22 protein-coding genes are annotated in these 21,252 nt (G+C 54.1%); 17 read left to right on the top strand and 5 right to left on the bottom strand.

The annotated features are described in order from the left end of the window. The first annotated feature begins 16 nt into the window (after window positions 1-16). The 15 genes from EXY20_RS05330 (at window position 17) to EXY20_RS05260 (ending at window position 17,049) form a co-directional block, all read left to right on the top strand. On the top strand, window positions 17-892 hold the full coding sequence (locus EXY20_RS05330) for a carbohydrate ABC transporter permease (RefSeq protein WP_235885361.1): 876 nt from the start codon (window positions 17-19) through the stop codon (window positions 890-892). A gap of 123 nt (window positions 893-1,015) precedes the next feature. After that, the gene (locus EXY20_RS05325; protein WP_167859003.1) at window positions 1,016-2,581 is read left to right on the top strand and encodes an extracellular solute-binding protein; all 1,566 of its coding nucleotides are present in this window, start codon (window positions 1,016-1,018) and stop codon (window positions 2,579-2,581) included. A gap of 143 nt (window positions 2,582-2,724) precedes the next feature. After that, window positions 2,725-3,708, top strand: coding sequence for an NAD(P)H-quinone oxidoreductase (locus EXY20_RS05320; protein ID WP_135548396.1), 984 nt, complete (start codon window positions 2,725-2,727; stop codon window positions 3,706-3,708). A gap of 14 nt (window positions 3,709-3,722) precedes the next feature. Further along, window positions 3,723-4,724: a Gfo/Idh/MocA family protein gene (locus EXY20_RS05315; RefSeq protein WP_167859002.1), complete on the top strand. Its 1,002-nt coding sequence runs from the start codon at window positions 3,723-3,725 to the stop codon at window positions 4,722-4,724. A 17-nt stretch (window positions 4,725-4,741) separates the two neighbouring features. Further along, a complete protein-coding gene (locus EXY20_RS05310; RefSeq protein ID WP_167859001.1) occupies window positions 4,742-5,761 on the top strand; it encodes an NAD-dependent epimerase/dehydratase family protein in 1,020 nt (339 codons plus the stop codon). Further along, the gene (locus EXY20_RS05305; protein WP_135548388.1) at window positions 5,758-6,765 is read left to right on the top strand and encodes a zinc-dependent alcohol dehydrogenase; all 1,008 of its coding nucleotides are present in this window, start codon (window positions 5,758-5,760) and stop codon (window positions 6,763-6,765) included. The genes EXY20_RS05310 and EXY20_RS05305 overlap by 4 nt, the downstream gene beginning before the upstream one ends. Before the next feature lie 7 nt (window positions 6,766-6,772). Continuing rightward, a complete protein-coding gene (gene mmgD, locus EXY20_RS05300; protein ID WP_135548386.1) occupies window positions 6,773-7,882 on the top strand; it encodes a citrate synthase in 1,110 nt (369 codons plus the stop codon). Between the two features lie 31 nt (window positions 7,883-7,913). Further along, window positions 7,914-9,359: a bifunctional 2-methylcitrate dehydratase/aconitate hydratase gene (locus EXY20_RS05295; protein WP_135548384.1), complete on the top strand. Its 1,446-nt coding sequence runs from the start codon at window positions 7,914-7,916 to the stop codon at window positions 9,357-9,359. 32 nt (window positions 9,360-9,391) lie between these two features. Continuing rightward, a complete protein-coding gene (gene prpB, locus EXY20_RS05290) occupies window positions 9,392-10,315 on the top strand; it encodes a methylisocitrate lyase (RefSeq protein ID WP_135548382.1) in 924 nt (307 codons plus the stop codon). Continuing rightward, window positions 10,312-11,778 carry a 4-hydroxyphenylacetate 3-hydroxylase family protein gene (locus tag EXY20_RS05285; RefSeq protein WP_135548381.1) on the top strand — a complete coding sequence of 489 codons (1,467 nt, stop codon included), beginning with the start codon at window positions 10,312-10,314 and terminating at the stop codon, window positions 11,776-11,778. The genes prpB and EXY20_RS05285 overlap by 4 nt, the downstream gene beginning before the upstream one ends. Continuing rightward, entirely contained in the window at window positions 11,775-12,539 is a 765-nt protein-coding gene (locus EXY20_RS05280) for an SDR family NAD(P)-dependent oxidoreductase (protein WP_135548379.1), read from the top strand. The genes EXY20_RS05285 and EXY20_RS05280 overlap by 4 nt, the downstream gene beginning before the upstream one ends. A 22-nt stretch (window positions 12,540-12,561) precedes the next feature. Beyond that, window positions 12,562-13,404 carry a 3-hydroxyacyl-CoA dehydrogenase family protein gene (locus EXY20_RS05275; protein ID WP_135548377.1) on the top strand — a complete coding sequence of 281 codons (843 nt, stop codon included), beginning with the start codon at window positions 12,562-12,564 and terminating at the stop codon, window positions 13,402-13,404. An 11-nt stretch (window positions 13,405-13,415) separates the two neighbouring features. After that, window positions 13,416-15,005, top strand: coding sequence for a class I adenylate-forming enzyme family protein (locus EXY20_RS05270; protein WP_135548375.1), 1,590 nt, complete (start codon window positions 13,416-13,418; stop codon window positions 15,003-15,005). A 43-nt stretch (window positions 15,006-15,048) separates the two neighbouring features. Then, on the top strand, window positions 15,049-16,230 hold the full coding sequence (locus EXY20_RS05265) for an acetyl-CoA C-acyltransferase (RefSeq protein ID WP_135548373.1): 1,182 nt from the start codon (window positions 15,049-15,051) through the stop codon (window positions 16,228-16,230). 33 nt (window positions 16,231-16,263) lie between these two features. Continuing rightward, the gene (locus EXY20_RS05260; RefSeq protein ID WP_135548371.1) at window positions 16,264-17,049 is read left to right on the top strand and encodes an enoyl-CoA hydratase-related protein; all 786 of its coding nucleotides are present in this window, start codon (window positions 16,264-16,266) and stop codon (window positions 17,047-17,049) included. Here EXY20_RS05260 and EXY20_RS05255 read toward each other — a convergent pair. Next, entirely contained in the window at window positions 17,003-17,383 is a 381-nt protein-coding gene (locus tag EXY20_RS05255; protein ID WP_135548369.1) for a hypothetical protein, read from the bottom strand. The genes EXY20_RS05260 and EXY20_RS05255 overlap by 47 nt on opposite strands. A gap of 39 nt (window positions 17,384-17,422) precedes the next feature. Here EXY20_RS05255 and EXY20_RS05250 point away from each other — a divergent pair, with 39 nt between their 5' ends. Next, window positions 17,423-18,016, top strand: a complete 594-nt coding sequence (locus EXY20_RS05250) for a sensor domain-containing diguanylate cyclase (RefSeq protein ID WP_135548367.1) — start codon at window positions 17,423-17,425, stop codon at window positions 18,014-18,016. Between the two features lie 144 nt (window positions 18,017-18,160). Further along, complete coding sequence (locus EXY20_RS05245) at window positions 18,161-18,667, top strand: TspO/MBR family protein (RefSeq protein WP_407944893.1); 507 nt, start codon at window positions 18,161-18,163, stop codon at window positions 18,665-18,667. A 66-nt stretch (window positions 18,668-18,733) separates the two neighbouring features. Here EXY20_RS05245 and EXY20_RS05240 read toward each other — a convergent pair whose 3' ends face one another. From EXY20_RS05240 to EXY20_RS05230, 4 genes are all read right to left on the bottom strand, one after another. Further along, on the bottom strand, window positions 18,734-19,639 hold the full coding sequence (locus EXY20_RS05240; RefSeq protein WP_135548363.1) for a MerR family transcriptional regulator: 906 nt from the start codon (window positions 19,637-19,639) through the stop codon (window positions 18,734-18,736). A 131-nt stretch (window positions 19,640-19,770) separates the two neighbouring features. Beyond that, a complete protein-coding gene (locus EXY20_RS05235) occupies window positions 19,771-20,148 on the bottom strand; it encodes a DMT family transporter (RefSeq protein WP_135548361.1) in 378 nt (125 codons plus the stop codon). Between the two features lie 43 nt (window positions 20,149-20,191). Next, window positions 20,192-20,437, bottom strand: coding sequence for a hypothetical protein (locus EXY20_RS38795; RefSeq protein ID WP_167859000.1), 246 nt, complete (start codon window positions 20,435-20,437; stop codon window positions 20,192-20,194). Between the two features lie 193 nt (window positions 20,438-20,630). Continuing rightward, the gene (locus EXY20_RS05230) at window positions 20,631-21,218 is read right to left on the bottom strand and encodes a hypothetical protein (protein WP_135548359.1); all 588 of its coding nucleotides are present in this window, start codon (window positions 21,216-21,218) and stop codon (window positions 20,631-20,633) included. Window positions 21,219-21,252: the final 34 nt, after the last annotated feature.

The raw sequence follows: 21,252 nt of genomic DNA, 5'->3' as shown, positions 1-21,252 counted from the left end.
TGGGAGGCGAACGGCATTGGGACGCAACAACGATATTCGATGGGGGCAATGGGTCTTGTGCGCCATTCTGCTCCTGATCATGATCATTACCCTGTATCCCTTCTGGCATGTGTTGATGTATTCGTTCAGCGATCCGCCGAAGGCGATGGGCGGAGGCTTGTTCCTCTATCCCAAGGGTTATTCCCTGGATTCCTATAAACTGCTGTTCCGCAACTCCAGCATCTTCCACGCCTATGGCAATTCCTTGTTCCGTCTGGCTGCGGGAACGAGCGTCAACCTGTTTTTTACCGCCCTGCTGGCTTACCCGCTGTCGGTTCGCCGATTCATCTGGCGAACGCCGATCACGCTCCTAATCTTTTTTACGATGCTGTTCAGCGGCGGGATGATCCCGACCTATTTGCTGGTCAACTCGCTTGGCATGGTGGATACCCTGTGGGCGCTTATCGTTCCGTCGGCGATCAGCGCGTGGAATTTCTTCATTATGAAGAACTACTTCCAGAGCATCCCGCCGGAATTGGAGGAATCGGCCAACATAGACGGCGCGACGCCCATGCGCACGCTGTTCTGGATCATCATTCCGGTGTCTCTCCCGGTTCTGGCGGCGATTACACTGTTCTATGGCGTGTATCACTGGAATGCATACTTCGATGCGGTGCTGTACATCCACACCCAGGAGAAACAGGTGCTGACGGTATTCTTGCGAAATATGATGAACTTCAGCGCAATGGAATCGACCCGGTCGATGGAGGATACCGCGAGTACGGCGAAGGTATCGGAAGAGTCTGTGAAGATGGCGACGATTGTGGCCGCTATGATTCCGATGCTGCTCCTCTATCCATTCCTGCAGAAATATTACGTGAAGGGGGTGTTGATCGGCTCGGTGAAAGGATGATGGCGGCAAGCTGGAAGTGCACATCGGTTTATGCAAGCGCTTTTTTCAAAATAGCATCGCGGAATTCCCATCTGCCTCGGCGAATGACTGGATGCTATGTACGCCAAAAGGAGGAGGGTAAATATGCAAAAAAAAGCAAAGTATAGTTTCACTGGAACTACTGCGGTTTTAATTGTCTGCACGCTGTTGGTAGCTGCATGCAGCAGTGGAGGGAAGTCGGCAACGGGGGGCACGAGCCCGGAGCCGGCCGCCGGTTCCAAGCAACCTGCGCCCAGTACTTCGGCTCCTGCGGCTAACGGCAAGATGCCGGTCGTTACGGCATTATTAAACACCGCGACCAACTTTCCCACGGAGAATCCGGTTATCAAAGCCATCCGGCAAAAATCGGGCGTCGATTTCCAGGTGGAATCCGTTGCGAGCGCCGATTATGAGAAGCGGCTGAATACACTGCTTGTTTCGGGACAGGCGCCGGACATCTTCAGTGTCAGCAAAACCAAGATTCAGGAATTGGTCGCTAACGGCGTGATTATGCCTTTGGATGATTTGATCGCCAAATACGGTCCGAATATCAAGGAGAACAAAGGACCGGATTTGCGTGGCACCGCCTTTGTAGGCGGCAAAGTTTACGGAATTCCGAGTATCTCCGTTCTCGGCAACGCCTTGGCGATCCGCAAGGATTGGCTGGATAAATTGAAATTGCCGGTACCGACTACACTGGATGAATTCGAGAAAGTGCTGCAAGGATTCGTGAATGACGACCCGGACGGCAATGGAAAAAAAGATACCATCGGTTTGGGAGCGGCCATGGATACCGATTCCAACTTTACGGGCATATTCGGAGCCTTTAATGTCCCTCTGGGGCAGGCCATGCTCGTGGATGGCAAAGTGACCCCCTGGATGCTGAGCCCGGGGTATGTGGATGCGGTAAAATATTTGAACAAATTGTTTCATGCAGGGCTGATAGAGCCGGAAGTGGCCACCATCCCCTACCTTCAATCCGTTACCAAGTTTTTCAACGGCAAAGTCGGGGCCTATAATTTCAATGCCGAAGGTACGACGCAAAACTGGTTGACCCGATACGTGGAAAATCCGAAACCGCAGTTTGTGTATGTCGTCCTGAAAGGACCTCAAGGCTTCGGCGGGTATCCGAAAGTAGTCGCTGCCGATGCAGGCTCCTATGCGGTCGTATCCAGCAAAGCCAAGGACCCCGCAGCGGTTATGAAAATGCTGGACTTCCTGGTCAGCAAGGAAGGGGACGCGATGACATGGGCGGGGATCGAAGGGACGTCCTATCAATACGTGAATGGCGCGTTCCAATGGATTCCTCCTTACGATGATGCGGTCAAACTGAGGGATTTTGGCGGCTATATGTATTCGGTGCTGTTAAATCGCACCAATGGCATGAAAGAATCGCTGTTAAATGACGCCACCAAGCAAGGTATAAAGCTGGTGACGGATAATCCGATCAAAAGCGCTTATATTTTCGGGGTTCCCCAGGTACAGGTCGAGAAAGGCAAGATCCTGAGCGACATGGAGAAAGAATTCAGGACCAAGGCCATGCTTGCCGACAGCGGCGCCATCGATCAGATGTACGCCGATTTCAAGAAGAAGTACCTGGATGGCGGCGGAAATGAATGGATTACGCAAGCGACCAAGATTTACAACGACGAACAGGCGGCGAGGAAATAAACCGGCCGTTCCGGTGTTGGAAATCTTGACCGACCTTGGAAGAGCTGATCTTTGCCGGGGATGCCGTCTTGGGACTTCCCCGGCAAAGCGCGGCAAGGCAGAGATGAGGAACGTCGAGAACGACGAAAGGAATGGACAGAGGGATGAAAGCGATTTTGCTGAATGAATCGGCGCAGCGACTGTATCTGGGCCATACGCAAGAGCCTGTCCCGGGAGATGACGACTTACTCGTTGCCGTGCGGGCGACGGCGTTGAATCGTGCCGATCTGCTCCAGCGCATCGGCCAATATCCGCCTCCTCCGGGAGCGTCGGACATCATCGGATTGGAAATGGCCGGTGTCGTGGAGCGAGCGGGACGACATGTGACAGGCTGGAAGGCGGGAGACAGGGTGTGCGCGCTGCTGCCGGGGGGCGGCTACGCGCAAAAGGCGGTCATTCCCGCACGTATGGCCATGGCGATTCCGGACCGACTGTCCTTCGAAGAAGCCGCTGCGATCCCGGAAGTTTTTTTGACCGCCTACTTGAATCTGTTCGTTCTGGGCGGACTGGCGGCAGGAGAGCATGTGCTCATTCACGCCGCCGCCAGCGGAGTCGGGACAGCCGCCATCCAACTGGCCAGGGAAGCGGGGGCGATTCCGATCGCGACTGCGGGCTCCGATAACAAGCTGGACGTATGCAAGTCGCTGGGGGCACAGTGCTTGATCCCATACAAGGAACAAGACTTCGCAGACAAGGTGCTGGAGTATACGAGCGGCCGCGGAACCGAGGTCATCCTCGATCCGATCGGAGCCTCTTATTGGAAGCAAAATTTCCGCTGCATCCGTTCGGACGGCAGGTGGGTGCTCATCGGGGGGCTCGGAGGCAACAAGGTCGAGCAGCTGAACATTGCCTCCTTCATGTCCAAACGAGTCAAGGTGATATTCTCTACGCTGCGTTCGCGCCCTTATACGGACAAGATCGCCTTGACCGAGCAGTTCGTGCGCTTCGCTGCGGAGAAATTCGCTTCCGGCGTGCTGACGCCCGTACTGGACAAAGTGTTCGATTGGACGGAGGCGATGGCTGCGCACGAATACATGGCCAACAATCAGAACATCGGGAAGATCGTGCTCAAGGTACAGGGCGTTTAGAAAGGATGAAGAGGATGGCCAAGGTCAGAGTCGCGCAGATCGGCGTTGCGCACGATCACGCCAGCGGATTCATGGAGAGCGTAAGGCGGCTGGCGGATGTGTTTGAAGTCGTCGGGGTCGCCGAGCCGGATGAAGCCAACAAGCTCAAATTCGGCGGCAACGCCGTCTACGGGAGTTTGAAATGGTTGACGGTGGAAGACATCCTGGGGGACGATTCGATCGATGCCGTGCTCGTCGAAACGGATGACTGGAAGCTCGTCCCTTACGGACTTGCGTGCGTCCAGGCAGGCAAGCATCTCCATCTCGACAAGCCATCCGGTGAAAGCGTGGAACAATATGAGACGCTGATGGCTGTTGCCCGGCAGCGAAATCTTGTTGTGCAGCTCGGGTACATGTACCGGTACAATCCGGCGATTATGTACGCGATGGAGGCGGTCAGAAGCGGGAAGCTCGGGGAAATCCACGAAGTCAACGCGGTTATGAATACGTATCATTCCAGGGAAAAGAGAGAATGGCTCGCCCATTTCAAAGGCGGCATTATGCATTACCTCGGCTGCCACATGGTCGATTGCCTAATCAACATCATGGGGAAACCGGAGGAGATTATCTCCTTTTGCGACAAAACGCATGCGGACGGAGTGGATGCCGTTGATCGGGGGTTCGCGGTATTTCGGTATAAAAACGGCATTTCCACCGCAGAGGCCACATCGATCGAGCGCAACGGATATGCGAGACGTCAACTGGTGGTAATCGGAAGCAAGGGAACCATCGAGATCAAGCCGTTGGAAAATCCGACGCGAATCCGGGAGACTTATATCGAGGATATTGATGGGAACCATTACAGAGACAACAGCCGCGAGGTTGTCGTTCCGGAACTGGCGGGCAGATACGATACGATGATGCTTGATTTCGCGGAAATGGTGCGAGGGAATAAAGAAAATCCATTCACGTATGAATATGAATTGTTGGTCCACCGGGCCTGTCTCAAGTCTTGCGGATTCGATGTTGCGCTATAGACGGGAGGATGCGGAGCATGACGCCTACCGGGCAGGTTAAAAAAGTATTGGTAATGGGAGGAACCGGCGCGATGGGCGTGTACCTGGTTCCGGAGCTCGCGGCACTGGGTTATCGGGTAGACGTCGTGTCGCTGGATCAGGTGATCAGCGGCAATTCGAATATTGCTTATATCCAGGCCAACGCCAAGGATGATTCTTTTTTACGCAAATTACTGGCCAATAAGTACGATGCCATTGTCGACTTCATGTATTACTCCCGCAAAGAGTTTCTAAACCGATATGAGCTGTTGCTGGACAATACGAGTCATTATATTTATTTGTCCTCTTATCGCGTCTACGCAAACAGCGATTCTCCGATCAAGGAGACTTCGTATCGGCTTGTTGACGTATCTGACGATATGGAGTTTCTTGCGACGGAGGATTACGCCCTGAACAAGGCGCGGCAAGAAAATATGCTCCAATACTCCAGGTTTGCCAATTGGACGATCGTTCGTCCGGCGATCACGTATTCGAAACTCCGCTACCAGCTTGTCACGCTGGAAGCGAATACGGTTGTCCATAGAGCCAGAAATAACTTGCCGATCGTGCTGCCGCAGGAAGCAATGCCGGTTCAGGCAACCATGAGCTGGGCGGGCGACGTCGCCCGGCTGATGTCCCGCCTCGTTCTGAACCCTGCAGCGTACAGGGACATCTTTACGCTTGCCACTTCCGAACACCGGACTTGGGGAGAAATCGCCGGCTATTATAAAGCAATCATCGGTCTTGATTACATCACGGTCGATACGGAAACGTATTTGTCATTTTTCGACCCGGCTGTGGCAAAAGCGGCAAGGTATCAGCTGTTGTACGACAGATGCTTCAACAGAGTGGTTGATAATTCCAAGGTGCTGCAGGCAACCGGATTGAAGCAAGATGACTTTGCCACGATTCAAGGCGGTCTCAGGCAAGAGGTGTCCGCTCTGCCGGACAATGCCGTGTGGGAAGACAGCCGTGTAAACGAAAGAATGAATAAGTATGTCGAAGGGGTGCTTCAATGAAAGGCTATCGCGTTGTATGGCCTGCGGCAGGCCGGATCGAATTGGCCGACTTCACGCTCCCTGCGCTGAAGCCGGGAGATGTCCTGATCGAGACGGAATACAGCGCAATCAGCGCCGGTACGGAGAAGGCGTGGCTTAAGGGCATGCCCAATACTTCCGGGAAATTCCCGCAATACCCGGGCTACAGCGCCTCGGGCCGCATTCTTGAAGCCGGCTCCGATGTCGAAGGACTCAAGGCGGGCGACAGGGTGATATGCTACTATACCGGGCATGCCAGCCATGCCGTCAAGCCCGCGGAAGGTTTGGTCAAGATTGAGGATCCCGCAGTGTCTTCGCTGGAGGCCGCTTTCTTTGAAATTGCCAGCATCGCCATGCAGGGGGTCCGCAAAGCCAGATTGGAATTGGGGGAATCCGTTCTGGTGATGGGGCAAGGGCTGCTTGGTTTGTTAGCCGTGCAATTCGCGCAGCTGAGCGGCGGATTGCCTGTCATCGCCGCTGACTTGAATGAAGCGAGACGTCAATTGTCGGTGCAGCTTGGCGCAGACCACGCGCTTAGCCCGATGGATGAGTATTTTCGGGAGGCCGTGGAGGAATTGACGCAAGGCCGCAAGGCGAACGCCGTAATCGAAGTCACCGGAGTCGCTGTAGCGTTGAAACAGGCGCTTGCCTGCACCGCTCGTCAGGGGAGGGTCATTCTCCTCGGCTGCACCCGAATTAACGACGCCTTCGTGGACTTCTACAAGGACGTTCATCTGCCGGGCATTTCACTGATCGGCGCTCACCAATTCGTCCGCCCCGATCGCGATTCGCATCCGGGTTACTGGACGCGCCAAGACGAATTTCGGACCTTGCACAGGCTGCTGTCCGCCGGCAAATTGAAGCTTGCGCCGATGATTTCCGAAGTGACGGCTCCGGAGAACGCCCCTATGGTATACAAACGGTTGATCGAGGAGGAGCACGCTCCGCTCGGCATTGCATTTCACTGGACGAAACGGGAGGAGTGACCGGAGCATGACGCAACACTTTTTTCCCGGATTGGACGGGGTGATCGCTTGCGAAACCCGCCTCTCTTATCTGGATGTGGAGCATGAAGAGATTGTGATTCGAGGATATGACTTGATCGAGCTGTCCAGGAAAATGAAATACGTCGACCTGGTCTATCTTCTCCTGAATGAAAATCTTCCGCTTCCGGAGGAACGGGCGGAGCTTGAACAGGAGTTGAGGGATGCATACGGGCTGCCGGAGGAGGTATTGTCCGTATTCAAGCTCGTTCCTCCCGCAACGGACAGCATGGATGCGCTGCGCACGGGAATTTCTGTCCTGGCCGGCTTCGATCCCGAGCTGGACAATTTGTCTCCGGACGCCAACCGCCGAAAGACGATTCGCTTGCTCGGCAAAGTGCCATCCATCGTGGCGGGCGGTTATCGCGCCATGAACAAGAAACCCATGGTTCCCGCGCGCAAGGATCTTGGCTACAGCGCCAACTTCCTGTATATGATTACGGGCGAGGCGCCGTCTCCCTCCGAAGAAGCCGCATTCGATCAGACCCTGATGGTATACGCCGAGCATGAGATGCCGAATTCCACTTTCACGGCCAGGGTGATCGCTTCAACGACGGCGGATATGTACGGCGCGCTGACAGGCGCTGTCGCTTCGTTGAAAGGGAAGCTTCACGGCGGCGCGAACGAGGCTGTTATGGAAATGCTTCTGGAGGCGGGGACGCCGGACAACATGGAGCGATTGATCATGAGCAAGCTGAAGAATAAAGAGCGGATTATGGGCTTCGGGCACCGGGTGTACATGAAGAAGGCGGATCCCCGGGCCTTGCTGATGAAGGAGGCGCTGCTGGCGCTCATCGAAGAGAAGGGCAATCGCCAGCTGTACGAGATGTGCGTCATCGGCGAAGAGGTGATGAAGCGGGAAAAGGGGCTTTATCCGAACCTGGATTATTATGCCGCTCCTGTCTATTACTTGTTGGGAATTCCCATTGAACTGTATACGCCCATCTTTCTTGCTGCCCGCACGATCGGCATCTGTTCCCACGTGATGGAGCAGCATGCGAACAATCGTTTGTTTCGTCCGCGCGTGCATTATTTGGGGCCGCGCGGCCTTCACCTGTAGACGGCAATCCATTCTGGAGGCGATATCGAAGATGTCCGGCAACTATGACGATAATATGCGGCAAGAAACCGACGGATTGCTTGAAGAACTCGCGGCTTACGTCGCGGCGTACGAAATCCGCAGCAAACGCGCCTACGAGACTGCGCGTCTGGTGCTGATGGATTCGCTAGCTTCCGGTCTGCTGGCCTTGCAATATCCGGAATGCACGAAGCATCTCGGCCCGATTGTTCCCGGCACGATTGTGCCGAACGGCGTTCGGGTGCCAGGAACCGCTTATGAACTGGACCCGGTCCAGGGCGCCTTCAACATCGGCTGTCTCATCCGTTGGCTTGATTTCAACGATACCTGGCTGGCCAAGGAATGGGGGCACCCGTCGGACAATCTGGGGGCCATATTGGCCATCGCCGACTATGTCGGAAGAAGCAGCATCGCCGAAGGGCGCGCTCCGCTTGCCATGAGGGAGGTGCTTGCCGCATCGATCAAGGCGCATGAAATTCAAGGGGTGCTGGCGCTCGAGAACAGCTTTAACCGTGTCGGTCTCGATCATGTCCTGCTGGTCAAGGTGGCGTCCACTGCGGTGGCAACCGCCCTGCTCGGGGGAAGCAAGCAGGAAGTGATCCATGCGCTGTCCAATGCCTGGATCGATAACGCCAGCCTGAGAACCTATCGCCATGCGCCCAACACCGGTTCGCGCAAATCATGGGCCGCCGGCGATGCGACGAGCCGCGCGGTCCGTCTTTCCCTGATGGCGGTCAAGGGGGAGATGGGATATGCCTCGGCTTTGTCGGCTCCGACCTGGGGGTTTCAGGATGTGTTGTTCAAGGGGCAAGAGCTGAAGCTTGGCCGTGAGCTGGGCTCCTATGTGATGGAGAACGTCTTGTTCAAGATTTCGTTCCCGGCGGAATTCCATGCCCAGACTGCCGTGGAGTGCGCCTTTCAATTGCACGAGCAGGTGAAGAACCGACTGGATGAGATTGCGGAAATCACGCTGAGCACGCATGAAGCGGCGATTCGGATTATCAGCAAGCAAGGTCCGCTGCATAATCCTGCCGACAGGGATCATTGCTTGCAATATATGGTGGCGATCGGATTGCTTCACGGCCGGCTGACGGCGGAGCATTACGAAGACGCGGCTGCGCAGGATCGGCGGATCGATCACTTGCGGGAGAGAATGACGGTAACGGAGGAACGGCAATTCAGCCAGGACTATCTGGATCCGGACAAAAGGTCGATTGCGAATGCGGTGCAAATACGCTTCATGGACGGGAGCCTGACGGAGAAGGTGGTTGTCGAGTATCCGCTTGGCCATCCCCGGCGGCGTCAGGAAGGGATTCCGCTGCTGCTGGAGAAATTCGAAGCCGGCCTCAGAACCCGCTATCCGTACAAGCAAGCTGCGCGCATCATGGAATTGTGTCTGGATCAGGAGCGATTGGAGAACACGCCGGTTCCCGATTTTATGAAGCTGCTGGCGATCTGAAGGCGTTCATACCAATGAAGGAGGTGTAGCGCATGGCATGGCTTGCAGAGGAAGAAAAGTCCCAGTTGGAGCTGTCCCAACAATTTCTGAAGCGTATCCACGCGCCGGAAATAGTGAAAATTCCCGGCGCGCACGACGGGTTGTCCGCTCGCATCGCCAAACGCACGGGGTTTGAAGCGCTGTATTTATCCGGAGCTGCCTACACGGCCAGCCGCGGACTTCCCGATCTTGGCATCGTGTATTCGGAGGAAATGGTTCGCCGCGCCCGCGACTTGATTCGCGCGACACAGCTCCCGCTGCTCGTGGATATCGATACCGGCTACGGAGGCGTGCTGAACGTTGCCCGCACGGCGAGGGAAATGGTCGAGGCGAAAGTCGCTGCGGTGCAAATCGAGGATCAGGAGCTTCCCAAAAAGTGCGGGCATCTGAACGGCAAGAAGTTGATTCCTGCCGCAGAAATGGCGCAGAAGATCCGGGCGATCAAGATGGCCGCGCCCTCGTTGATTGTTATTGCCCGCACCGATGCCAGAGGGGTCGAAGGAATCGAGGCCGCCATGGAGAGAGCGGCCATATATGCGGAGGCCGGAGCGGACGGCATATTTCCGGAGGCGCTCGTCACCGAGGAGGAGTTCGTCCGCTTCGGCAGACAGATCGAGTCGCCGCTGCTGGCCAATATGACGGAATTCGGCAGAACCCCCTATTTTACCGCCAAGCAATTCGAAGCCTGGGGGTACCGCATGGTGATCTACCCGGTCAGTTCGTTGCGCGTTGCCGCCCGCGCAGTCGAGCATGTATTCCGGGAGATCTTCGAGAAGGGGACCCAGCTCGCTTGCCTTGAGGAGATGCAGACGCGGGAACAGCTGTACGATACGATTCGGTATGACGACTATGAAGCGCTGGATGCCACGATTGCCAGAACGGTGTTGCCGGAGCAGGAAGGGAGGAAGTTCCCATGATGACGCCGGAGCAATATATGGATAGCCTGCGATCACTGAAGAAGGAAGTTTATTTCATGGGCAATCGCGTGGAGAACATCGTCGATCATCCCGCGATTCGTCCGCATATCCATGCCGCATCCGTGACCTACAGGCTGGGTACCGATCCGGAGTTTGTGCACCTGGGGGAAGCCCGGTCCCACCTGACGGGAAGGCCGATCAATCGCTGGACCCACATTCCTCAGAATCAGGAGGATCTGGTGAAGAAGGCGCAGATGCTGCGGGTCGCCGGACAAATAACGGGCACCTGCTTCCAGCGCTGCGTCGGGATGGATGCGCTCATCACGCTGTACACGATCACGTGGGATATGGATCGCAAGCTGGCGACCCGGTACCATGACAGATTTCGAGCCTTTCTGATCGACACCCAGGATCGCGACTATATGACCGTCGGTGCGATGACAGACCCCAAGGGAGACCGTTCCAAGCGTCCGTCCCAGCAGCACGATCCCGATCTGTACGTCAGAGTGGTCGGCAAGGACGAGAAAGGAATTGTCGTGCGCGGAGCCAAGATGCATCAGACGGGAGCGGTCAACTCCCATCAAATATTGGTCATGCCGGGAACGGGGATGTCGTCTGAGGAGCGGGAATACGCCGTTTCGTTCGCTGTGCCGGCAGATGCGCCCGGAATCGTGTATGTCTTCGGCAGACAGGTGAACGACAGCCGGAAGTGGGAAGGGAAGCTGGATCAGGGCAATCCGGCTTATGGCGTCGTCGGCGGAGAAGCGCTGATCATATTCGAGGATGTGTTCGTTCCGTGGGAGCGTGTATTCATGTGCGGGGAAACGGAGTTTTCCGGCGTACTGGTCGACCGGTTCGCCTCGTACCACCGGCAAAACTACGGGGCGTGCAAGGCCGGCAATCTGGATGTCCTGATCGGCGCCAGCACCTCGGTTTCCGAGATGCACGGTGTGCTGAAGGCCGGACACGTTAGGGATAAGCTGGCCGAGATGGCCCATCTGGTGGAAACGATGTACAGCGGCGCGCTGGCCTGCTCTTACCATTGCTCGATACTGGAGTCGGGCGTCGCTTTCGTCGACCCGATCATTGCCAATACATCCAAATACAATACGGCGCGTTATTATCCGGAGGTCACCCGCCTGGCGCAGGATGTCGCCGGCGGCTTCATCGCGACGATCCCTTCCGAGCAAGAACTGGATAATCCAAGAGTTGCCGCCTACATCCGGAAGTTCTACAAGACAGGCGAGTCGGTCGATCCGGTAGAACGCATCAAGCTGGGGCGTCTGATCGAGAATATGACCGGGGCGACGCCCATCGTGGAATGCATGCATGGCGCGGGATCTCCGCAGGCGCAGCGGGTAGTGGTGCAGCGTTCGATCGATTGGAATGGGAAGAAGCAGTTGGCCCGCAGCATCGTGGAAGGAGCCGAAATACCTTCGGCTTCGGGAGGGCATACGGGATGAACGCGTCGCTGTTCGATTTGCAGGGAAGCGTCGCGCTTGTAACCGGGGGAAGCAAGGGGATCGGTCTGGGAATGGCCCTGGCGTTGGCGCATGCCGGCGCGAAGGTGGCGATTGCGGGAAGGAATGAAACGGATGGACGGGAGGCGGTTCGGCAAATCGGCGAACTAGGCGGAGAAGCCGACTTCTTCCGGGCGGATGTGGCCCATAAAGCGCAAGTCGACGGGATGGTCGGCGCCGTGGCGCAGCGTTACGGACGGATCGACATTCTGGTCAACAATGCCGGGATGAACATCCGCAAGCCTCTTCCGGAGGTGGAGGAGAACGATTGGGATGCCGTCTTGTCGACGAACCTGAAGGGTGTCTTTCTGGTGGGACAATCGGTGGCCAAGCGCATGATGGTGCAAAAATCGGGGCGCATCATCAATGTTTCTTCGGTCCTGGGCAGCATCGGCATGCCGCATCAAACGAGCTATGCCGCTTCCAAGGGCGGCATCAACCAGTTGACGAAGGTATGGGCGGCAGAGCTGGCGCGCTTCAATATCAACGTCAACGCGATTGCTCCGGCCTATATCAGGACGCCGATGACGGAGATGTGGCTGGAGGATCCCGTCCGCTATCAAGAGATTGTCGGCCGTACGCTGCTGGGAAGAGTGGGAGACGTATCCGAGCTTGCGGGTCCAATTGTATTCCTGGCTTCCACCGCTTCGACCTATGTGACGGGTCATATTTTGCATGTCGATGGCGGTTGGCTGGCCCAATAAAGCGGGTAAGGAAAGGAGTAATATGGCAAAAGTGTTGGTTGCAGGCGCGGGAACGATGGGGACGGGGATTGCCCGGGTCGTCGCTCAGCATCGGCATGACGTCACGATCATGGACAGCTCCGCGGAGCAGGCGAGCAAGAGCATGGCTGCCATTCGCGAGCAATTCGACAAGCTGGTTGACCAAGGGAAGCTCGGGGAAATGGAGAAAGCGCAACTGGTAAGCGGCATTCGGGCGGTGTCGCATTGGCCCGAGGAACCGTTCGACATCATGATCGAGGCGGTTGCGGAAAATATGGAAGTCAAGCAACAGGTGTTCCGGCAGATGGAGGCGCTGTCGACGGTCCAAACGGTATTGGCCAGCAATACCTCGTCGCTTGGAATCAGCCAGATTGCCTCGTCCGTGCAATGTCCCGACCAGGTCATCGGCATTCATTTCTTCAATCCGCCGGGCGTCATGAATTTGGTGGAAATCGTGAAGGGCATTCATACGCGAAGCGATATTGTGGAGACCAGCAAGCAATTCGTTCTCTCGATCGGCAAAAAACCCGTCGAGGTCAAGGAGGCCCCTGGATTCGTCGTCAACCGGATGCTCGTGCCGATGCTCAATGAAGCGATTTTCGTCTACATGGAGGGGGTCGCGTCGGCTGAAGATATCGACGAGGCTATGAGGCTCGGTGCCAATCATCCGATGGGGCCTTTGGCCTTGGCCGATCTGATCGGCCTGGATGTAGTTTTGCATGTCATGGAAACGCTTTATCGGGAATTTGCCGATAGCAAATACCGGCCGGCGCCGTTGTTGAAGCGGATGGTCAGGGGCGGCATGCTGGGCAGGAAGTCGAAGATGGGCTTTTATTCCTATCAGTAGGAGGACATCCCATGTGGAGCGAAGCGGAGACCGCGGGGATCGGCAGGGAACGTCTGTTCGAGCGGGATGTGCTGGCGTATGCCGGGCGCCCCGCGAATGTGAATGTGCTTCTGCGGCGCACCGTTTCCCGATTTCCCGAGAGGGAAGCGCTGGTTATGGACAACAGGAGCATAACCTATAAGGAGATGCATGGTTTCGTCGAGCATATCGCAAGCCGGCTTTACCGGGATTACGGGATCAGAAAGGGCGATCGCGTGGCTGTATTGCTGGGCAATTGCATCGAATACGCGCTTATCTTCTTTGCCTGCTCGCGTATTGGCGCGATCTCCGTTCTGCTGAATACCCGGCTCACGTCCGGGGAACTCCAATTTATGCTGGAACAATCCGGAAGCAGTGCGGTCGTTGCGGATACGGAATTTGCGGCGAAGGTGGAGGATTTCGGACAGGCACCCGTAGCCTTTCTGGTGGGCGGGGAGCGGCAAGGGTTTGTCTCCTTCGAAAGCTTGTGTGCGTCGGCCGAACCTGCTCCGGCAGTGGATATCGGAGAAGGGGAGCCGCTGTATATCATGTACACTTCCGGAACGACCGGGCTGCCCAAGGGGGCTGTCGGGAGTCATGCGGGAGTCATTCATGCCGTAATCAGCTACCATCGCATTATGAGGACGACGGAAGCGGACCGATCGCTTAACGCCGTGCCGCTGTTTCACGTTACAGGCCTCGTCGGGCAAATGCTCCATATGGTATACATCGGCGGCGCCAGCGTCCTCGTCCGCAGATTCCGTGCGGCCGAGTTCGTCCGGGTATTGTCGGAAGCGCGGATCACGTTTACCTTCAATGTTCCCGCTGTGTACACGATGATGCTGTGCGACGAGTCCTTCGCGCGATTCCGCTATGATGCAGTCCGCATTCTGGCTTACGGCGGCGCGGCGATGTCGCCGCAAACGATCGAGCAGCTGAAGCGGACATTTCCCGGCGTTCAGCTGTACAACGCATACGGCGCGACGGAAACGACATCGCCTGCAACCGTCATGCCTGCGGGATATCAGGAACGGAAGCTGCTGTCCGTCGGCTTGCCGATTCCCGTCATCGAAGTGAAGATTGTCAATCATGACGGAGAAATTTGCGGACCCTTGCAGGAGGGAGAACTGCTGATCAAAGGACCCAATGTCGTGCAAGGATACTGGGACAACAAGGACGCCAACGAGACATCCTTCGAAGGAGACTACTGGCGCTCGGGCGATATCGCGATGATGGACGAGCAAGGGTTCATCTGTATTCTGGATCGGGCCAAGGATATGATCAACCGGGGCGGGGAGAAAATATATTCCATCGAGGTGGAAAATATATTGCTTCGTCATCCCGACGTGCTGGAGGCGGCTGTCATTGGCATACCCGACCGTGTGTTCGGCGAATCGGTGAAGGCCGTCATCGTGCCGAAACCGGGAAGCGCAATCGAAGCCGCGGCGATTCAGGCATTTGTCAGGCTGCATCTGGCGGATTACAAAGTCCCCCGGATGGTGGAAGTCCGTTCGGAATTGCCGCGGAATCCGGGAGGCAAAGTGCTGAAAAGCCTGTTGAGGGACTCGGTTCAACAAACATAATTCGGTGTGATGCAGGGAGACAGAAGACAGGGAGGACGTCGTCATGGAGGAAATCTATATTCTCGGAGGCGCGAGGACCCCGTTCGGTTCCTTCGGCGGCGCTTTGAAGGATGTCGGCGCGGCGAAGCTCGGAGCCGTCGCAAGCAGGGAAGCGATCAGACGGAGCGGTGTGGAGCCCGGTGAAGTCGATCTTGCGGTCGTGGGCAATGTGATTCATACGTCCGCCAATGCCGCTTACATCAGCAGACATATCGCTCTGGAGGCCGGACTTCCGGTCGCAAGCACGGCGCTAACGGTAAACCGCTTGTGCGGATCGGGCCTGCAAGCGGCAATATCGGCTGCACAGTCTATTATGCTCGGGGAGGGCAAAGTCGGTCTGGCTTGCGGAACCGAGAATATGAGCATGGCTCCCTATGTCCTGCGCGGAGCGCGATTCGGCGCAAGGATGGGAAGTCCGAAGCTGGACGACATGCTGCAGGCGACATTGACCGACGAGCGCTGCGGTTCGGCCATGGGGATAACGGCGGAGAATCTGGCCGAAGCGTATCGCATTTCCCGCGAGGAACAGGATGAAGTGGCTTGGTTGAGCCATCAAAGAGCCGCTGCGGCAAGACGCAACGGTATCTTCGCCGACGAAATCGTTTCCGTTGAATCGATGGGCAAAAAAGGAAAAGTGCTCGTTGATGCGGATGAGCATATTCGCGAAGATGCGAGTCGGGAAGCGTTAGGCGCGCTCCGACCGGCATTCAAGACGGAGGGCACCGTAACCTCGGGCAATGCCAGCGGTATTAACGACGGCGCCGCAGCGCTCGTCGTTGCCGGCGGTTCATTCGTTGCCGGACACAACAGCAAGCCGCTGGCTCGCATCGTGTCCTGGGCGGTTACCGGTGTCGAGCCCTCCCTGATGGGCATCGGTCCGGCGACGGCGATTCCTTCCGCGCTTGCCAAGGCAAATTTGGCGCTTCATGAGATCGATCTGTTCGAAGTGAACGAAGCGTTCGCCGCCCAATATTTATCCGTGGAGAAGATACTCGGGCTGGACCGGGGGAAAACGAATGTTCACGGAGGTGCGATTGCGCTGGGACATCCGGTTGGAGCAAGCGGCGCCAGACTGCTGCTGTCCCTCGCCATGGAGCTTGTGAGACGAAGATTGAGGTACGGCGTCGTTTCCCTCTGCATCGGAGGCGGGCAAGGCATCGCCATCATAATCGAGGCTTGTAGGTGATGGGATAATATGGTATTTGAGGAGGGGCTGCATATGGTGCCAACCGCATTGCGCGTGAAGGTGGAGAAGAAGGTCGCCTGCATTACGATCGATCGCCCCCCGGTGAATGCATTGAGCCGTCTCGTGATCTCGGAATTGAGCCAAACGTTGGATGCCGTCGCCGCAAACCCCGAAATTAAAGCGGTTGTGATAACTGGAGAAGGCAAATGCTTCGTCGCCGGAGCGGATTTGAACGAACTGGTTGAGCTGCTCGATGATCGACGTAAAGCTTTGAAAACCTCGGAAGAGGGCCAACGTCTTTGCGACAAGATCGAGAATTTGACAAAACCGGTGATCGCCGCTATCAATGGCGCATGTCTTGGCGGCGGGCTTGAGCTAGCGATGAGCTGCCACATACGAATCGCCGCGGATGAAGCGATGCTCGGATTGCCGGAAATCAAATTGGGTATTATCCCGGGATACGGCGGCACGCAGCGGCTCTCGAAATTGACCGATCAAGCCAAAGCTCTGGAGCTCACTTTAACCGGGGAATCCATAGACGGGAAGGAGGCGGAGCGGGTTGGCTTGGTCAATCGTTCCTGTCCGGCAAGGGAAGTGATGCCCAGGGCCATCGAGATGGCGGAAACGATTGCCCTGGAGCGAAGCGCGGTACCGGTGCAGGCGGCCATGGATGCCGTCCTGAAGGGCATGAAGCTGTCGGTCGGTGAAGGACTGGCGCTGGAAGCAAACTATTTTGCCGATCTGTTCCTGTCCGGGGACGCCAAAGAAGGCATTAAGGCATTCCTGGAGAAGCGCAAGGCTGTGTTTCGGGATTGTTGACCAACTGAACGGAAGCCATGCACAACTGCACGTGAGTGCTTGGCGCGCCTACATTCGCACTGCAGCTGCGCTCACCGTGCGACCGCTTCGCGAAATACACGTTCACTTCCACATGGCGCGACCGGAAGCCTGCCGCTTCGCGCAGCAGCCCTTGCTCCTCCGGCGAGCCGACGGTGGCGTAATGCGCAAACAAGCTGCCGACGATGCGCTTCGCCGCGGCGCGGAACAGAGCCGCATCATCCGGCTCCGCCAGCTTCAGCAAGCCGGCCGCGGCGATAGAACCGGCCGACGTATCGCGCGGCTCGCCTTCCTTCGTCGGCAGCCGGAAATCCACATCGGCACGCTGTCGGCCTCCAGCTCGCGGATGAACAGCTTGGCGCAGCCGACAGTCATCTTGGACTCTCTCCGCGATCAGCTGTGCTTGATTGATAAATTCGGAAACATAGTATTTGCGAATCAAGCATGGATTAACGCTGCCCTGAGCAATGGCGGAGATATTCAACGCTGTGGAGTAGGCGCAAATTACTTGGAGGCTTGTAAAGAAGAAAAGGAGATTTATAGTGGTATTTCTTCAATACTATCAAATAAAGTGGACTATTTTTCTTGTGAATACCCTTGTCATACTCCAACAACAAATAAATGGTTTTATATGCAAGCTACACCTTGCAATGTTGATCGCAATAGTTTTGAAGGGGCTGTTATTTGGCATGTCGACATTACGGAGAAGAAGTTACTTGAAATGAAATTGAAAGAATATGCCGTGACAGATCCATTAACCTCGCTATATAACCGAAGATTTTTTGATCAGAAGCTAAAGTCGGGGCTGTGTCTTCGGAGGCAGGCACGCGAACTGATTGTTGGCTTGCGGGACGGTGACATGATTACGATCGATAGCGACCCCGGGAACTGGCAGTGGCACTATCGGAAGACGAACTGGCCGCCCCGCGGCGGCGCCGCTAAAGTATGACAGGGGCGTACTCAACAAGTATGCAAGCCTTGTTTCATCCGCTTCAAGAGAGCGTTCAAGGAGTAACGTTAATCAAAAACACAAAAGCTAAGGTTAGTCCTTCCAACACAAACGGCCAGGGTAAGGTTCTTGGTTGTTTTTTTAATGCATACACATAGAGGTAAAACTATTTGGAGGTGGACATGCCAAATGATTCTAAGTCTGGTCGTTTTCCTTTTCGTTTATTTGTTATTTTCACTTTCCGGTATTTTGTTTCCCGTTGACAGGAAATGGTACGCTGCCTTAACAAAACCGAATTGGGCTCCCTCAGGTAAAACCATAGGCCTTGTCTGGGGGGGGTTATATGTCCTAATTTCATTGTCGCTTGCTATTGTCCAATTTAAAATCGGCCTAAAAAATACAAATTCAACTTTCATTTCGTTGTGGGTTATAAACTACATCACAAATCAAGCTTTCAGCTTCTTTTTATTTAAGGCGAAAAGACTGGATCTGTCGGTAATTGACACGTCTATCGTATTTTTTACGTCTTTACTGCTCGTTGCAGGAACTTGGGAGTATTCAATTCTTGCAGCCGTCTTGTTAATCCCTTATATGCTTTGGACAGCTTTTGCCACTTACTTGGCCTGGATCATATTTCGCCTAAACAAATAGATATACGCAAAATAATCTTCTCCTTACTACACTCTCGCAATGCAGTGTCTTGCTCATCGGGATACGCTACGTTAGATTTTCAGAATGATTGATTATTGACGAAAACCAAATCTCCCAGTCGTCATAATTTCCGGTTATAACATATGACGATAACGAAGGAGGAAATAAACCTAAATTGCGCCCGCCAAGTACGAATTTGATCGTGGGGAATTGTTCCTGGCATATTTTAATCCAAGCACTCAGTTCTGCAACAAGAGCCGGATTAGATAAAGAAACGGCAACAATCGAGATTTTTTTCATTTCAATAATATCCGTAAGTCCCGAATAAGGTGTATTGGGACCGAAATAGATCACCTCCAGACCTTTGTGGCGCAAAAACAAACAAAACAACATCAGACCGATATGATGTAGTTCTCCTTCAGGGCAGAAAGCAATCGCTTTAGGATGGGAAAATCGAATAGGCAATATTCTAAAGAACTGTTGAAATCTTGTGAGCACCAGTTCTGATGCGAAGTGCTCTTGTGCAACGTTTACTATCCCATTCTCCCACTGTTCACCTATTCGGCAAAGTACCGGAGTTAATATATTATGAAACACCGTTTCGAAGGGAAACAATGAAAAGGCGAGATCAATAAGTGCATTCGCCTTTTCTCCATCTAATTCTATTAGATTTTGGTAAAGTTTATCTATGAGGTCATCTTGATAACTAAACTTGTTTATCGAGGTATCTTTCCCGCCCTTCGCAATTGAGTTCTGTCTTTGTTTTAATATGCGAACAGCTTCCCCTATTTTAATATGCTTGTTGTTCATCTCATTTTTCAGCCATTGTAATACCTCAATATCAGCATCGCTGTAACTGCGATGCCCCCCGTCTGTTCGAGTAGGCGATATAATATGATACCGTTTTTCCCACGCCCTCACTGTAACTACAGGAATATTTAATAATTCTGAAACCTTTTTAATACTATACATCTCGTTCTTGCCCTCCACTCACTATTCTCTGCTTCAAATTATTAAGTGGAACCAGTAAATCAATATATCATATCTAGCCTGAATTTGCAGCTATATGCGGTGATTGTTCGTCAATTAGCTGCAAGCACTGCCTAATCAAAGCCTCCAGAACCTGATGTTCGGAGCCTGGTTTGCGTTCTAGCAGAAGGCTTAAACGGAAAGGATAGAATCAGCACGGTAGCATAGATCATGAACGCTCCGAAGATTTGGGTAAGCGTGATCGCCTTATCGAGAAATACCCAGTTAAGAAATACGGCAGTCGCCGGGAAGAAGAGCTCGGCGATTGTGGCGTATGAAGCTTTCGTCTCGCGAAGTCCGCGGTAATAGAGCAGCATGCCGGTCATCCCTGGGATGAACGTTAAGAATGAACATCCGGACCCTATCCAATCCTCATAAGGAACACGCATAAAAGGAGCTCCAGACCGAATGACAATAGATATGCTCCTATTAATGCCACAGGCAACACGAATAAATAAAGCTTCGGAAGCTTCTCGCTCAACATGAGCTTAGCGGTCAGAGGCTAATATTTAACATTGAGAATTCTTCATGGAAATGAGAGGTCAAACTCTTAATTACATCAATAGGCGATGTTAGCTCCATCATCGCTACAAGCTGAATTTGCGTTGCTTCCGATGAGCCCTCTACCTTGGAAGCCATCTGTTCTGACAAGAGCGTAACCGCTTCGAATCTAGAGGATAATTGATCATACAGACGCTCCCAATCGTTGACCTGTTGCTCCATACTGGCTTCAATTGACATAACCTCGTTTGCTGATTCACCGATTTCGGATAGTACATGTTTAACAGAGGAAGTCATTTGAGAGCTGTCGGAAATAACCTTCAGTTGGTTGTCGAGCTCGGCAGTTGTCTTCTCGGATTGCGACATGAGTTGTAGAGTGAGATTGCCAAGTTCTGACGATAGCTTCTTGGATTGGTCGGAAAGTTTACGTATTTCATGAGTAACTAATGCTGAATTCTTTAAATTGTTGCTGTGTTTGCCTAGATGCTCCTTCAATCCGATAAATGCCGTTTAACAGCTTATCAATCGTATTCGTGCCTTCGGACATGATTTGCGTTAAATGTTCTGTCTTTTGCAACTTGCTTTGGACTGCCATCTTGGTATCGACAAATTGCTCTTCCACTTGATTGGAATTTTGCAACGTTTCACGAGCTTGTGAAACTTGAGTCTCCAAGTCCAATAATATTTTGGACGAGATCTCGGCGATATTTTCAGCTCTTGACTCAACCTCGGCGGCATTCCCGGCAATGGACTCTACCGCAGCATCCGTGTGCCGGATAATGGACGAAAGCTTACCGAACAGCTCCGATTGAAGGTATTCGGTTTGAGAATTGGGGGAAGACTTATCGTTAAGAGTGTCTGGATCAATCTGTAATTTACTTTTGTAATCGTACACAAAGATTGCTGCAGAGAAGATGATGTAAATCAAAAGTGTTGGCCAGGTACTGCAAATACCAATTAAGGCGCAACCAACTGCAAAAATCGCTAGCGGAACGCGATGCTTTAATAATCGATTCCTCATCCTTCACCTCAATTCTTAGCTGAACGTTTCCGTG

It is taken from the genome of Paenibacillus cymbidii (assembly GCF_004764705.1).
Lineage (GTDB): Bacteria > Bacillota > Bacilli > Paenibacillales > NBRC-103111 > Paenibacillus_AN > Paenibacillus_AN cymbidii.
This window is presented reverse-complemented; position numbering and strand designations above follow the sequence as displayed.